Raw genomic sequence first — 14,374 nt, 5'->3', positions numbered from 1 at the left:
TTGCGGGTACTGCTGATCAAGACCTCGTCCATGGGCGACGTCATTCATACCCTTCCGGCCCTGACCGATGCGGCCCGAGCCGTGCCGGGCATCCGTTTCGACTGGGTGGTGGAGGAGGGCTTCGCCGAGATTCCGAAATGGCATCCGGCCGTGGACACGGTCATTCCGGTGGCCATCCGTCGCTGGCGCAAGAACCTCTGGCAGGCCTACAAGAGTGGCGAGTTCAAGCAACTGCGTCAGCGCCTGCGCGCCAACCGCTACGACCTGGTGATCGATGCCCAGGGGTTGCTCAAGAGCGCCTGGCTCACACGCCTGGTCAAGGCCCCGGTGGCCGGCCTCGACAAGGGCTCGGCGCGCGAAGGCCTGGCCAGTCGGTTCTATCATCGGCGTCTGGCGGTCGCGCGCGGCCAGCATGCGGTCGAACGCGTGCGCCAGCTGTTCGCCCTGGCGTTGGGCTACGACCTGCCCGAAGGCACTGGCGATTATGGCCTCAACCGTCTGCAATGGCGTGATCTGATCCCAGGCCCGGCGTTCGTGGTGTTCCTGCACGGCACCACCTGGGACACCAAGCACTGGCCGGAAATCTACTGGCGCGAGCTGGCCGAACGCCTTGGCCATGCTCACATCCAGGTGCGCTTGCCGTGGGGCAACGAAGCCGAACAGGCGCGCGCGCAACGCATTGCCGCCGGCCTGAAGAACTGCGTCGTGCTGCCCAGGTTGAATCTGGCCGGGATGGCGCAGACCCTGGCCGAGGCCCGTGCCTGCGTGGCGGTCGACACCGGCCTTGGTCATCTGGCCGCCGCCCTGGACGTGCCGACCATCTCCCTGTTCGGGCCGACCAACGTCGGCCTGACCGGCGCCTACGGCCGCAGCCAGGTCCACCTGGCCAGCGATTACCCGTCGTGCGCACCCTGCATGCAGAAAAAATGTACCTACCAGCCGACGCCGGATGACCAGCGTCGGTTCGATCTCAAACGCGAGTGGCCGCTGTGTTTCACCCGGCTCAATCCCGAGCGCGTGGCAAGCCGATTGAGCGCCGTGTTACTGGCCGAGGATCTTCGTTGATGCAACTGGCATTCGTGCTTTACAAATATTTTCCCTTCGGTGGCCTGCAGCGCGACTTCATGCGCATTGCCCTGGAATGCCAGCGCCGTGGCCACAGCATCCGCGTCTACACGCTGATCTGGGAGGGCGAGGTGCCCGAAGGCTTCGAGGTGCAGGTCGCGCCGGTCAAGGCGTTCTTCAACCATCGGCGCAACGAGAAACTGCTGAGCTGGATGCAGGCCGACCTGGCCAAGCGTCCGGTCGACCGCCTGATCGGTTTCAACAAGATGCCCGGCCTGGATGTCTATTACGCCGCCGATGGCTGCTATGAAGACAAGGCGCAGAACCTGCGCCATTCGCTGTACCGCTACTGGGGTCGCTACAAGCATTTCGCCGACTACGAACGCGCAGTGTTCGGGCGCGACGCCAGGACCGAAATCCTGATGATTTCCGAAGTCCAGCAACCGCTGTTCATCAGGCATTACGACACCCCGCTGGCGCGCTTCCACCTGCTGCCGCCGGGCATTGCCCAGGACCGCCGTGCGCCGCCGGATGCGGCCTTGATCCGCGCCGAGTTCCGCGGTGAATTCATGCTCGAAGACGACGAGCTGTTGCTGGTGCAGATCGGCTCGGGGTTCAAGACCAAGGGCGTGGATCGTAGCCTCAAGGCCATGGCGGCCTTGCCGGCGGCGTTGCGCAAGCGCGTGCGGCTGATGGTCATCGGCCAGGACGACCCCAAGCTGTTCCAGGTGCAGAGCGCAGCGCTCGGCCTGGGCGACCGGGTGCAGTTCCTCAAGGGCCGCAGCGACATCCCGCGTTTCCTGCTCGGCGCCGACGTGCTGATCCACCCGGCCTACAACGAGAACACCGGCACCGTACTGCTCGAAGCCGCCGTGGCTGGCCTGCCGGTGCTGGTGTCGGCGGTGTGTGGCTATGCCCATTACATTGCCGAGGCCGACGCCGGGCTGGTGCTCAGCGAACCCTTCGAGCAGGAAGAGCTCAATCGCTACCTGCAGCGCATGCTCGAAGACGATGACGCGCGAGCCGCCTGGTCGGCTAATGGCCTGGCATTCGCCGACAGCGCCGACATCTACAGCATGCCCGAGCACGCCGCCGACGTTATTCTGGAGGCGCGACCATGAAACTGGTGCTCGAGGAGCCGTTCAAGACGCTGTGGGCCGGATGCGATCCGTTCGTGGCCGTCGAAGCGCTGCAAGGCGAAGTGTTCCGCGAGCTCGAAGCGCGTCGTACGCTGCGCACCGAAGTCGATGGCAAGGGCTATTTCGTCAAGATCCACCGCGGCATCGGCTGGGCGGAGATCGCCAAGAACCTGCTCACCGCCAAGCTCCCGGTGCTCGGCGCCGGCCAGGAATGGAAAGCGATTCAGCGCCTGCGTCAAGCTGGCGTGCCGAGCATGACGGCGGTGGCCTACGGCGAGCGCGGCAGTAACCCCGCCGATCAGCATTCGTTCATCATCACCCAGGAGCTGGCGCCGACCATCGACCTGGAAGTGCTGAGCCTGAACTGGGTCAAGCAGCCACCCGAGCCTGCGCTCAAGCGCGCCCTGATCGCCGAGGTGGCACGCCTGGTCGGCATGATGCACCGCGCCGGGGTGAATCACCGCGACTGCTACATCTGCCACTTTCTGCTGCACACCGACAAGCCGGTCACGGCCACGGATTTCAAGCTGTCGGTGATCGATCTGCACCGCGCACAGGTGCGGCCGCGCATCACCCGCCGCTGGCGCAACAAGGACCTGGCCGCGCTGTATTTCTCGGCGCTGGACATCGGCCTGACGCGCCGCGACAAGCTGCGTTTTCTGCGTGACTATTTCCAGCAGCCGCTACGCCGCGTGCTCAAGGACGAAGCGCAGCTGCTCGGCTGGCTCGACGGCAAGGCAAACAAGTTGTACGACCGCAAGCAACGCTACGGGGACGCGCTCTGATGGCCGGCTGGAATCTGGAGGCAGGCTACGAACACCTGCAGACCGACTTCGGCAGCCTGGAAGCGGTGTTCGCCCTGACCGGCGAGCGTCTGACCCGCGACCCGTTGTCCGAGGTCATTCGCGTCCAGCGCGGCGGGGTGACCTATTACGTTAAGCGCTACGTGGGCGCAGGCAAAGGCCTGCGCGCGCACCTGGGCAAGCCGCGGGTGAAGGCCGAATGGCAGAACCTCAAGCGCTTCGCCAAGTGGGGCATCCCGACCGCCGAGGTGGTGGCCTGGGGCTTGGAGCGCAATGGCGCCAGCTATGACCGCGGCGCGCTGATCACTCGCGAACTGCCCAACACCCAGGATCTGCATCACCTGGCGCAAAGCGGTGATCCACGCCTGCGCAACCGTGCCTGGGTCGATCACATCAGCCGCCAGCTGGCGCAACATACCCGGACCCTGCACGACAACCACTTCACTCACAACGATCTGAAGTGGCGCAACCTGCTGGTCGACGACAAGGACGTGCTTTACTTCATCGACTGTCCCAATGGTGCGTTCTGGCGCAGCTTCATGCTGCGCTATCGCATCATCAAGGACCTCGCCTGCCTGGACAAACTGGGCAAGCGCGAGCTGTCCAACACCCAGCGTTTGCGCTTCTACCTGCAGTACCGCCGCCGCGAAAGGCTCAATGCGTCGGACAAGCTGCGCGTGCGCAAGATCGACAAATTCTTCGAGGGCCGCGAATGAGCGACTTCATCGCCAGCGAGGAGCGCGCCTTGCTCGAGCGCCACGGGCTGGCCGCGTTCGACGCATTGTGGAACCTGCAACTGGACGCCGTGGATGAACCCAACACCGGTCGTGGCGGCTGGAGCAGCGTGTACCGCCTGGATCTGGAAGGCCGCGGCTTCTACCTCAAGCGCCAGAGCAACTACCTGACCCGGACCCTGGCCCGACCGTTTGGCGAGCCGACCTTTGCCCGCGAGTTTCGCAACATCAGCCGCTATCGCAAGCAGGGAATTCCGGCGTTGCAGGCGGTGTTCTACGGTCAACGGCAGGTGCAGGGCGACACCCGCGCCATGCTCATGACCCGCGCACTGGACGGCTGGTCCGACCTTGACGCGGTATTGCAGCAATGGCCGACCCTGGCCCCCGATACGCGCCGCGCGGTGCTGGTGGCAGTCGGCGAGCTGGGGCGCATCCTGCATTCGGCAGGACAGGTACATGGCTGTTTCTACCCCAAGCACATTTTCCTGCGCGCCACGGCGAGCGGGTACCAGGCGCAGTTGATCGACCTGGAAAAAACCCGGCCATTGCTGTTCGGCCAGCGCGACCGCGCCAAGGACCTGGAACCGCTGCTGCGCCGCGCGCCGCGCTGGCAGGCGGCGGATATTCGTGTGTTGCTCGCCGCGTATCTGGCCCAGCCTGAAGCCAGCCCTCTGGTCGACGCCTGGCTTCAACGCTTGAGCCGCCGTCGCAGTCACAAGGAAGGGCGGTAGATGTGTGTTGCTGCAACTGGCCTCTTCGCGGGCAGAGCCCGCTCCCACAGAAGAATGCACGGCATGTGCTCTTTGTGGGAGCGGGCTCTGCCCGCGAAGAGGCCAGCCCTGCCCCCCACCCATCCAGCAGCTCCCGCCACATCCAACAAGAGGCCCGCCGATGCGCCTGTCTGAACTGACCCAAGCCGGCCGCACCCCAGCCCTGCCATTGAGCATCACCTTGGCCGACGCCGCCGGTCCTGCCGAGCTGCAACTGCTGACCCTGCTGCGCGTTCTGCCCGGCCAGCGCTACGTGGGTGCCGGTGTCTGGCGGGGCCGCACCGTGCTGGCCAAACTCCTGGTCGGCAGCAAGGCCGCCCGGCATTTCCAGCGCGAACTGGCCGGCGTGCGCCTGCTCGCCGAACAGGGCCTGAGCACCCCGCAACTGCTCGCCGACGGCCTGCAGGAAGGCGAGGGCGGCTGGCTGCTGTTCGAGTACCTGGAAAACGCCCACAGCCTGGCCGACGAATGGGCCCGCGTGGAAACCCTGCCACCCCTGGCCGACGGACAAAGCGCCGTGCTCAGCGAAGCCCTCGGCGTCATCGGCCAGATGCATGGCAAAGGCCTGTGGCAACAAGACCTGCACCTGGACAACCTGCTGCGCCACAACGGTCAGGTGTACCTGATCGACGGCGCCGGTATCCAGGTCGAAGAGCCCGGCAAGCCCCTGTCGCGGCAAAAGGTGCTGGAAAACCTCGGTGTGTTCTTCGCTCAGTTACCCAAGCACCTGGAACCCTTCACCGAAGAGCTGCTGGTGTACTACCTGCTGGCCAATGGCGAGCACGGCCTGCCCATGGAAGCGCTGCAGAAGCAGATCGACAAGGTCCGCGCCTGGCGCCTCAAGGACTATCTGGGCAAAGTCGGTCGCGACTGCAGCCTGTTCAGTGTCCAGGACAACGCCTCCAGCCTGCGTGCCGTGCGCCGCGAAGAAGAAACCGCCATGCTGCCCGTGCTGGAGCGTGCCGACGCCCTGCTCGAACAAGGCCACATCTACAAAACTGGCGGCGCTGCCACGGTCGGCTGTGTTCACAGCCAGGGCCGCGACCTGCTGATCAAGCGCTACAACATCAAGAACCTGCTGCACTGGGGCAAGCGCTTCTGGCGCCCAAGCCGTGCCTGGCACTCCTGGGTCGAGGGCAACCGCCTGCTGTTCCTCGGCATCGCCACACCCAAGCCCCTGGGCGTGCTGGAAAAACGTGTGCTGTGGCTACGCCGCGAGGCCTACCTGGTGACCGAGCACCTGAGTGGCCCGGACCTGATCGAAGCCTTCGCTCCCCATGTCGACACAGGCGACCTGCCCGAAGCCCAACTGCTGGCCCTGGACCAACTGTTCGCCGACCTGAGCCGCGAGCGCATCAGCCATGGCGACCTCAAGGGTCACAACCTGTTCTGGCACAACGGCCGCTGGGCCCTGATCGACCTGGACGCCGTGCAGCAACACGGCAGTGACAGCAGCTTCGCCCCTGCCCACCAACGCGACCGCGAAAGGTTGCTGCGCAACTGGCCCGAAGGCAGTGCCGTGCGCACCCTGCTGGATCAACGTTTGCCCTAGGACATAGCGCTGCGGTGCCGTCCGTTCCACGAAATTAGGATTCATCCCGCATCAGCGTCGGATGGGTCCTACATACGTCCGTCCATTACTCCCGGAAACTCTTGTCGTTTTGCGGTCCCTCGCGGGCCATGGGCAGAGCAGGGGATTCAGACATGACAGTAGGGTACTTCATCCGTTTGGGGGACAAGACCTCGTGCGGCGGCACGGTCCTCGGTGGTGAACGCAGCGTCACCTTGCTCGGTGTCCCGCGCTCGCGTGAAGGCGACCGCGTGTCGTGCGGCAAGAGCACGGGCGAATTTCACATCGTCGGCGGCGTCGACCAACTCAAGAGTAACGGTCGGCGCGTCGCCGGCAGTCTCGACAGCACCAGCAGTTGCCAGTGCAATGCGCTGCTGATCCCGTCGTCGTTCAGCGCCCAGTACGAGTCCGTACGCAAGGTCAAAGCCCGGCCGGCGGTCTTGCCACGGCCGGATACGGCGTTGAACTGTGGCCATCCAGACCAGCTGCTGTCGATCACCACCTACCTGGCGAGCGAAATCAACGGCAACGTCCGCCACCCGACCATCGCCAAGATCGGCCAGCTCAATCGCTACGATGCCACCCAGGACACGCGCACCTACAAGGCGCTGCCCTGGCACGCACGCTTGTGGGCGCGCGACCCTCAGGTAGTGGCCAAGGCTTGCAGGGACGAAGCCGTGGCCCTGTGGGTCGAGCAGATGGACGACAACCGCGAGTGGAATTACCGTGCCAAGGTTGCGCAGTTGCAAGGCTCCACCTGGCACAAGCAAGGCCGCTACCTCTATCACGTCGGTCTTTGGGCAGGTATCCACTACGGCTACCTGGGCATGGCAGTGGGGCTTCGTCCCGGCGAGCTGGTCGACGGTATCGATGAGCACACCCCCCTGGAGCAGCGCCGCACCTTGCGCCACTGGCGCACTCCCGCCGATCGCCTGGCGATCAATATCGGCGTGGAGCTCTACAAGCGCTATCCCGAAGGCGTCGTGACGGGCAAGGCGCTGCTCAGCGTGATTCTCGCCGCCGACCAGCACGGTTGGGGTGCCGGCAGGCGCGAGCATCGCTGCGGCTCACGTCTGCGACAGTCCGGCGCATCTGCTCATGCTTCAGCCTAGTCCCCGCTGCGGGTGCCAACCATGTAGGCAGACCTGCTTGCGCGGCTGCTTAAGCTAGGCCTCCCGAACCCGTGAGGCAAGACCATGAGCGAACCGGAATCCACCTCCACCACCCCAGCGACCGTTACCGACAACAATACCGTTCTGCCTGATCCCATCGTCTCCAACATTCTCTTCTGGGAAAGCAGGATCACTGACTTGATGCAGCAGTACCCTGACATCGAGCGTGCCGCGCTGCAGATCGCCCGGCAGGTGCTGGTCAGGGCAGGGCTGTTCGATCTGGACCCTCACCAGGTGCATTGGCACTGGTTCGACTCGGCCAACTCCAGCTCGCGCACTTACACCGGCTGGGAGCACTACGGCGCACCCAAGCAATCGATGACGCTGGTCGAACTGGTGATGCGCCGCTTCGACCTGGACCAGCAACGCAACAGCGACCTGCTGGCGCAGATGGGCGGTTTCTACCGTGTCGATCAGTCGGCTCACGCCTTTAACGAACACAACGAAATCCGCCTGGACCCGCGCCAGGTGCACGCGTATTTCTGGCGCATCGACTTCGCCGCCTACTACGCCTCCAAGGTGCGTGGCTTCTGGATCAACAACTATGCTTTGTACTGCATGGTGTCCAAGCTCAGCATGCTGTGCAACGCCACCCTCAACTGCCAGAAAGGCCTGTTGCGCATCGAGGATTTCATCGAGGTGTATGCCGCCGTGGTGAACGATTCCAGCACGCCTTTCCGGCCGGAAAAGCTCATGGGCGATGTGGCGATGTCATCCAGCACGACGGTGCACAGTTTCGATATCGAAGGCATCGTCAGCCACACCATGTTGCGCTTTCGTACCGCGTCGGGCCGCGAGATCATCTACTGCGCCATGCAGGACCCAGCCTTCGTCGCCTTTGCCGACGCCGAGCAGATGTACGAGTGGGTGCAAAGCTACCTGACGACCGAAGAAGGCCGTAAGCGTTTCGGCGAGCAATTCGTGCGGCCGGAACACGACAAGCACGGCCAATGGAATACCCTGCAAGGCCATCTGCGCGACATCGCCAACACGCCTTGGAACCAGCGCAAGACCCGGCTCAACGCACGGGAAAAAACACTGGACGGCTATGCCTTCACCTTCCTGACCGATTGCCTGAAAACCGACATGGAGAACGATGCCAGTTACCTGCTGATTTCCAACAATCGGCTCAGCAAAGGCATGTGGCTGGGTTATCTGGAAGCCTCGTTCAAGCTGTACAGCATTTTCAGCATGATGGGCTGGCCGATTGCAGCCTTGTCCATCGCTGCCGGCCTGGGCGCGGTGGGGCTGTACGCCGACAAGGCCATCAACGCGGTGAACGAACGGGAGCGTTCCGAGGCCATTCGCGGTGCGGTGCTGCAAGCCTTGAACGTGTTTCTCACGCTGCCCTTGCTGGGCGACCTTTCGGCCATCGGCGAGTATGAAGAAGCGGGCATGCAACTGGAACTGGAAACCGATGGCGAAAGCGTCTGGGGCGGCGTGGTCGAGGACACCGGTGATACGTCCAGCGGTGGCAGCAGCAGTGGCGACGATTTCGATCCGCTCTATCTGGGCAGCGACGAGGACCGTTCCAGCACCTCCACCTCCACCTCCAGCGACTCGCCTTCGCCCAGCCATGGGTCCGTCGCCAATCGCTTGCTCGAATGGCGCCCGGCCGTGGTCCGCGGCCGCGACCTGCAGGTCCAGACCCGCGGCCCCATGGCCGGGCTCTACGTGCGTCAGGGCAACCAGATCTATGCCCAGGTACAGAATGTGCTGTATCGCGTGCGCTACAGGGTCGCGCTCAAGCAATGGGCGGTGGTCGATCCGCTCAACCCCTATGCCGGTGAGGAATGTATCCCGCTGACCCTGGACGCCAAAGGTGTTTGGCATCCAGGTGAACGCATCGCCGCAGCGTCGATGGTCGAGACCCAGCAGGTGACCGCCTGGGATGTACTGCGCACCGACCTCGCCAGGGACGTCCACGTACCGCCGTTGGCCACGCAGATTCGCGTGACCGTACCACTGGACGGCGTGGAGAAAATCCTCGATCGCTACATGGTCCGCATCCCCAGCCGAGGCTCGTTGCTGGCCCTGTACGACGCCGACGAACAGACCTGGCGCCTCAACCACCTGGGCAACACCGACTACCTGTGGCTGAGCGCCGAAGGCGAATGGTGCAGCGGCGACCGCCTGCAATGGCAGGCCGCTGCGAAGGATGCACCGGCGGCCCGCGTCACCAAGAGCATCGTTCTGCCACCTCTGCCCATACCGCCTGCCGGCGCGTCGGCGATCCCGCGGGTGGTGCATTACATCTGGGTAGGCCACGAGCTGCCCAGCCAGGCCCTGTTGGACAATGTGGTGGGCAACGCCGCAGCGATGCAAGGCTGGCGCACGGTCCTGCATGTGGACCTGGAAAGCGAAACACTGCTGACGCAGCTCAAGGGCATCTTTGCCGACAAGCCTGACGTGGCGATCACGCCTCTGGCCGATCAGGACTTCCTCCAGACCCTGCTGGCGGGCGACAGCGGCCCTCAGTACCGCGCCTGCCGCAACGGCCAGGCCAGGAACTATGCCGCTGCCAGCGACGTGCTGCGCTACCCGTTGATCGATGCCCACGGTGGGCTGTACATGGACGTGGACAACAGGTTCACCACCGTCCATGCCGACCTGCAACTGCACGCCGGCCCCGAGGATGTACTGCTCGACGACGCCGTGGTGCTGGCCGACGTGCCCTACAGTGGCTACAACAGCCACGTGTTTGCCAGCCACGCCAACAACCCGGTGCTCAAGGCCGTCACCCGCGCCATGCAGGCGCGGTTCAAGGCCAACCCCGATTTCTACGCCGAACCCCGGCCTGTTCGGAACAAGGGCGCCAGTACCCGCGAAACCATGGCCTTCTGGCGGTACATCAAAGACACCTTCGAAATGACCGGCCCGCAACTGCTCGACGACGTCCTGCGCGAAACCCGCCCGGACTACTACGACCTGCTGCTGCGCGCCGACCTCAAACAATCATTGGGCATCAGCTCGCAGGCTTACGAGCGCCAGCTGACCGCCTGCGTGGAGCATTACTTCCCGTTTGCCAGCAAGGTGGAAGTGGATGTCGGCAACCTGCATTCCTGGAAAACCACCCGTTGACGGCGCAGCCCCCGTAGCAACGACGCCAGTCGCGTCAGCCCCTCGAGCCCTCGCTGACGCGGCTCGCACCGCTGCTACACCCGGCTGCGGGTACCACACTCAATCCACCCCAACTTCCGCCCCGAACCACGCCCCCTGACGCGGCGCGCCGCTACATCCGATCCACCCCAACTTCCGAGCCGAACCCCAATCCCTGTAGCAGCGGCGCGAGCCGCGTCAGAGGCCCCACACCATTCCCCACGCCAGGCCAATCACATCGACTTGCGCAGTTCCAAGAGGCGCCCGAACGCCTTCTCTAAATATCCATCACGCAACAATTGCAACAGATGCCCAGCGCAAAACCTATCCTTGCGCACATTAGCCACCAGCAGCGCACGAAGCTCCCCCGGACCTGCGTGCTCCAATTTCGACACATCATCCAGCTCGGCGTCACTAAACACGTATTGCCAATCAAAGGGTGCGAAGAACCCCGAACGGTAAATCACATCGAGAAACCCGCCAATGGCGTAGAAAACAGCCTTGCTGTCCGAATCCAGGACACTCAGCGCAAGGGTGTCCGGCCATGCCTGCAGAAGTTTATCCACGCTGGTCGGTGAGGGTGGAGGAAGTGCGAACATGGCGTGCCTCACAAATGGTTGAAGAGCGTATGGGCGGTGTTGGGCAATACTTCATCAGTGGTCAGATACAGCCGAATACGGCCATCCTCCACCGTCTCGTCGATGGCACTGATGAGATGGTGCATGCCGAAGTCAAACAACACTTCCTGCTCGTTGGGCACGACCGATATACCGCTCACGTCCTTGCCCAACCAGTGTTTGAGCAGGAGGTTATAGTCGCCAACGATAGGTGAACCAATGTTCTTGGTCGTGCTGGAATACGCGGCTTCCACCACCGTCAGGGTCGTGGCGTAGATATCTTCGATACCCTCGAAGATATTCAAATAGCGTTTGACCGGGACCCCCGCAGCATTACGCAACTGCCCCAGCGCCGTGCTCAATCCTTCGATACTGGCGTGATACTGCACGAACAACGGGTCAGTCACCGACCCAGCCCGCAGCGCTCTGTTCACGTACCAATACAAATTGCCCGTGTAGGCCTGTACCAGCGCGTACTGACGCTGAGTCAGCCCGACCTCGGCAGGCGTCCAGCGCAGCGGGTCATCCTGCGGTAACGACGCCTGACCGCTAGGCAGAACAGGCGACGCCGGGTTGCCGATGCCCTGGGTCGGTGGCGATTGATACTGACCCTTGAGTTGCGCGAACAGGGCCTGGGCACTGCCCTGATGCTCCGCGTCCACACACAGCGCAATGTCCGGCCATGGCCCACGGGCCGCCAGGCTGACGCTGGCGAAGAACATCATGCGCAGCATCACGTCATGGTCGGCCTCCCCCGGAGCGGTATTTAGCACCGTGGCGGCAACCCGTGCACAACCGTCGCCGCCGGTGAACAGGCGCAGCGCCTGAAACGCCATCCAGACATCACGCCCCGCCGTTTTGGCAGCATCCTCAGGCTCGAACACCAGCAGCCGCTTGAATGGCCAGCCTGCCGCAGCCGGCGCAACGGTAGAAATCCAGCAGGGCAGGTGCGGACGAAAGTCCACCGCCGGCGACCGCTCCAGATCGGCCACCGCAATACCCGCACCGTACAACTGCTCGATCCAGCCGCCTTGCGCCGGATCGTAATCACGCGGCCGACTGGACACCATGAGGTAGTCCACCGGGGTGTTATACAAACTCAGCAAGTCGCCACGGTTGAGAGTGACTTGGCGTGCGTCGGTGCCGAAGTGGTCGACGGGGGTGTGGTCTAGAAATTCCATGGTTAGAGCCTAATTCCTAAATGTAAAGGCCTAAAAATTTTCGCTCGAACCACTCCTGCCCACTTGGGTAAAAGCAAAGTAACCGGTGGAGGGCTAAAAATATTCAGGGTTTAATCCTGTATATTTTTAGCCAAGGTCCGTACGACTTGGTCTAAGCGCTTGACAGCAACTTGGCATAATGGACAGCTGCATCAACGGCAATCATTCGCCTGCAGATCAATGGTGCAATGCTCTTGATAGAAAATACTACTTCGCGGCGAAAATATTAGCTGATCGACAGATTCCTACCTTTTTGAAATCGCCGATGGCTCTTCCGCCCAAAAACAGGAATCTACTTTGGACTTCCTAAACAATCGGAGCAACATGGTATAGTAACTGTCAGTCATGCAGCTTCAGATTGTCAATATAGGCTTCGTAGCCATTCATAGGCCTCAGCCTAAACCCATGTACTGCACCTAGGTTCGTGTCGCCTCTAACGGTAATCGTGCCGCCAAGGTTGGACTTATCGACAGTGGACAACTCATATAGAACTTCAACGGTAATTTGATTGCCGACTGAATTCAAGAAACTAAAGCTAAAGCCTTTTCGGGTTGGTGATCTCAGTAGACATGTCACTGCACCCGAGCCAGAGTTTGTAACGGCATAGCATCTACCTTGAATGGAAGAGCCTCCCCCGGAGGGGGCACCTTTAATCATGCCCGTTACCCCATTATCGCGCGTGATAATGAAGTCACGCAGCTCCAAAGGTGAAGGGGCGGGGCCGAGTTCTACGTTCTCAAAGTCCCCCGTACCTGGCGGTGTCGAAGGCTCCCCTGAACCGACCAAGAATGGCAATATTGGCGATGTCTCTTTCAAGCCACTATTCACACGCGAAACAACAATAGCTGCTCCAACGGAAAGGCCTAGACTCTCTAGCGCTGTCTGTTTGGGAACTGTGAAATCCACGCTGCCGACCTGTGTAATTTCCCTGGGGCCAAGAATGAGCGGAGCAGCCCCTACAGCAGCCCATACCGCGCTTACCCATTGGCCTGTTTTCATTCCTGAATAAGCGGCGGTGATCTTGACCCCTGAAGCTGGAATCAGATCAGGATCCAAACGCCCATCCGCTTGGTGTTCAACGGTGGGCGCAGTCAAACCTAGCTCAAGTTGTTTGAGCACTACCTTCGCATGTGGAAACATGATTGCTTCTTCCTCAATTTGGCTACCATTCATGGCTACGCTCATTCGCACTACAAGCTCAACGCCATTCTCCGTTCTCAATAACATCGCTTCTGGGACACTTCGTTGTATCCCGACAGCAACCTCGCTAGGCTGCACCGTATAGGGCCCAACCAACCGCTCGTCGTACTCGCTTCCATCATCTTGTAGGCCATTGATCCGCAACCAGAACATCTGATCTGCGGCGATCAAGGGCCATGGGTCCACAGCTACGATTCCATCACCAGTGAAGGTATTAAGATCCAGCAGGTTGCCTGCTGCCTGCTCGATTCGTGGTGGCTTCAAAGTGCCGGGGCGGAAGTTCTCCAGACGCAGGCTCAGCATTTGCGAAGTGCCTACTACCGTCAGATCAGCGCCTCGGAAGATCACATACCCTACCTGCACCGTCTGGCCAAGGCCGAGTGCCAGCACCGTCGAAGGCACCGACACTCGCCCCTCGCCCACGGTAGCTAGCACCCACGGCAACGCCTCGTTCTGACCATCGGGCCAGAACCAGAGCACGGCAACGGTGTCGTTTTCCAGAATCCGGGCATCACGCACCACCACCGTGGCGGTGTTGGTTTCATACGATGTGCCGGGCTTGATCGGTTGCCAGGTACTGACCTCGCTGTTGGTCCCATCCACTATTTTCGGTAACGGCCAAGGCCGTTCCGCCGCCGCCCCGACATGCAGCTGCAACCGCTGCGAGCTGCCCACCGGCTGGCTGTTGCGGGTGGCCTCGTACCAAACCTCCACGTAGCCATTGCTATTGCCAGCGATGTAAGGATCACTGGCCAACGTGACTTCCAGGTTGCCCGAGCTTGGAAATGGCTGGTTGGTAATGGACGTACTGGCACCAGGTCGGCCCTCCCAGTAAATGGTCAACCTGTCGCCGGGTACGAGGACGGGGTTGGGTTCCACCACCACCTTGAAGGTCGGGCCGACCGCGCCGGGGTCGATCTCGCCGCCTTGAAACACCGGCTCGGTGGTCGGCTTGGGCAGGTTGTTCGGCACGCCCACCACGGTC

At 62.3% G+C, this 14,374-nt stretch carries 11 protein-coding genes; 8 read left to right on the top strand and 3 right to left on the bottom strand.

Annotated features, from left to right (window positions below):
• The 8 genes from waaC to AC788_RS15295 all read left to right on the top strand — a co-directional run bounded on the left by waaC (position 1) and on the right by AC788_RS15295 (position 10,334).
• Positions 1-1,065, top strand: a complete 1,065-nt coding sequence (gene waaC, locus AC788_RS15330; protein ID WP_049861449.1) for a lipopolysaccharide heptosyltransferase I — start codon at positions 1-3, stop codon at positions 1,063-1,065.
• Positions 1,065-2,186, top strand: a complete 1,122-nt coding sequence (locus AC788_RS15325; protein ID WP_049861448.1) for a glycosyltransferase family 4 protein — start codon at positions 1,065-1,067, stop codon at positions 2,184-2,186. The genes waaC and AC788_RS15325 overlap by 1 nt, the downstream gene beginning before the upstream one ends.
• Complete coding sequence (gene rfaP / locus AC788_RS15320) at positions 2,183-2,989, top strand: lipopolysaccharide core heptose(I) kinase RfaP (RefSeq protein ID WP_049861447.1); 807 nt, start codon at positions 2,183-2,185, stop codon at positions 2,987-2,989. The genes AC788_RS15325 and rfaP overlap by 4 nt, the downstream gene beginning before the upstream one ends.
• Positions 2,989-3,723 (top strand): lipopolysaccharide kinase InaA family protein, encoded by a 735-nt coding sequence (locus AC788_RS15315; RefSeq protein WP_049861446.1) that lies wholly within the window; start codon positions 2,989-2,991, stop codon positions 3,721-3,723. Before rfaP ends, AC788_RS15315 begins: the two co-directional genes overlap by 1 nt.
• Entirely contained in the window at positions 3,720-4,472 is a 753-nt protein-coding gene (locus AC788_RS15310; RefSeq protein WP_049861445.1) for a lipopolysaccharide kinase InaA family protein, read from the top strand. Before AC788_RS15315 ends, AC788_RS15310 begins: the two co-directional genes overlap by 4 nt.
• A 160-nt stretch (positions 4,473-4,632) precedes the next feature.
• Complete coding sequence (locus AC788_RS15305) at positions 4,633-6,063, top strand: lipopolysaccharide kinase InaA family protein (RefSeq protein ID WP_049861444.1); 1,431 nt, start codon at positions 4,633-4,635, stop codon at positions 6,061-6,063.
• 152 nt (positions 6,064-6,215) lie between these two features.
• The gene (locus tag AC788_RS15300) at positions 6,216-7,193 is read left to right on the top strand and encodes a PAAR domain-containing protein (protein ID WP_049861443.1); all 978 of its coding nucleotides are present in this window, start codon (positions 6,216-6,218) and stop codon (positions 7,191-7,193) included.
• A gap of 84 nt (positions 7,194-7,277) precedes the next feature.
• Positions 7,278-10,334 carry a dermonecrotic toxin domain-containing protein gene (locus tag AC788_RS15295; protein ID WP_049861442.1) on the top strand — a complete coding sequence of 1,019 codons (3,057 nt, stop codon included), beginning with the start codon at positions 7,278-7,280 and terminating at the stop codon, positions 10,332-10,334.
• Between the two features lie 251 nt (positions 10,335-10,585).
• On the opposite strand, the gene AC788_RS15290 is transcribed toward AC788_RS15295, so the two are convergent.
• The 3 genes from AC788_RS15290 to AC788_RS21770 form a co-directional block, all read right to left on the bottom strand.
• Complete coding sequence (locus AC788_RS15290) at positions 10,586-10,951, bottom strand: DUF6508 domain-containing protein (RefSeq protein ID WP_049861441.1); 366 nt, start codon at positions 10,949-10,951, stop codon at positions 10,586-10,588.
• An 8-nt stretch (positions 10,952-10,959) separates the two neighbouring features.
• A complete protein-coding gene (locus tag AC788_RS15285; RefSeq protein WP_049861440.1) occupies positions 10,960-12,150 on the bottom strand; it encodes an ADP-ribosyltransferase in 1,191 nt (396 codons plus the stop codon).
• Between the two features lie 378 nt (positions 12,151-12,528).
• The coding region (locus AC788_RS21770) for a hypothetical protein (protein ID WP_161804303.1) at positions 12,529-14,374 on the bottom strand (1,846 nt) is incomplete at its 5' end.

This window comes from Pseudomonas sp. RIT-PI-a, from assembly GCF_001187875.1.
Taxonomy (GTDB): Bacteria; Pseudomonadota; Gammaproteobacteria; order Pseudomonadales; family Pseudomonadaceae; genus Aquipseudomonas; species Aquipseudomonas coleopterorum.
The sequence above is the reverse complement of the archived record's forward strand: the minus strand, read 5'-3'. Positions and strand labels throughout refer to the sequence as shown.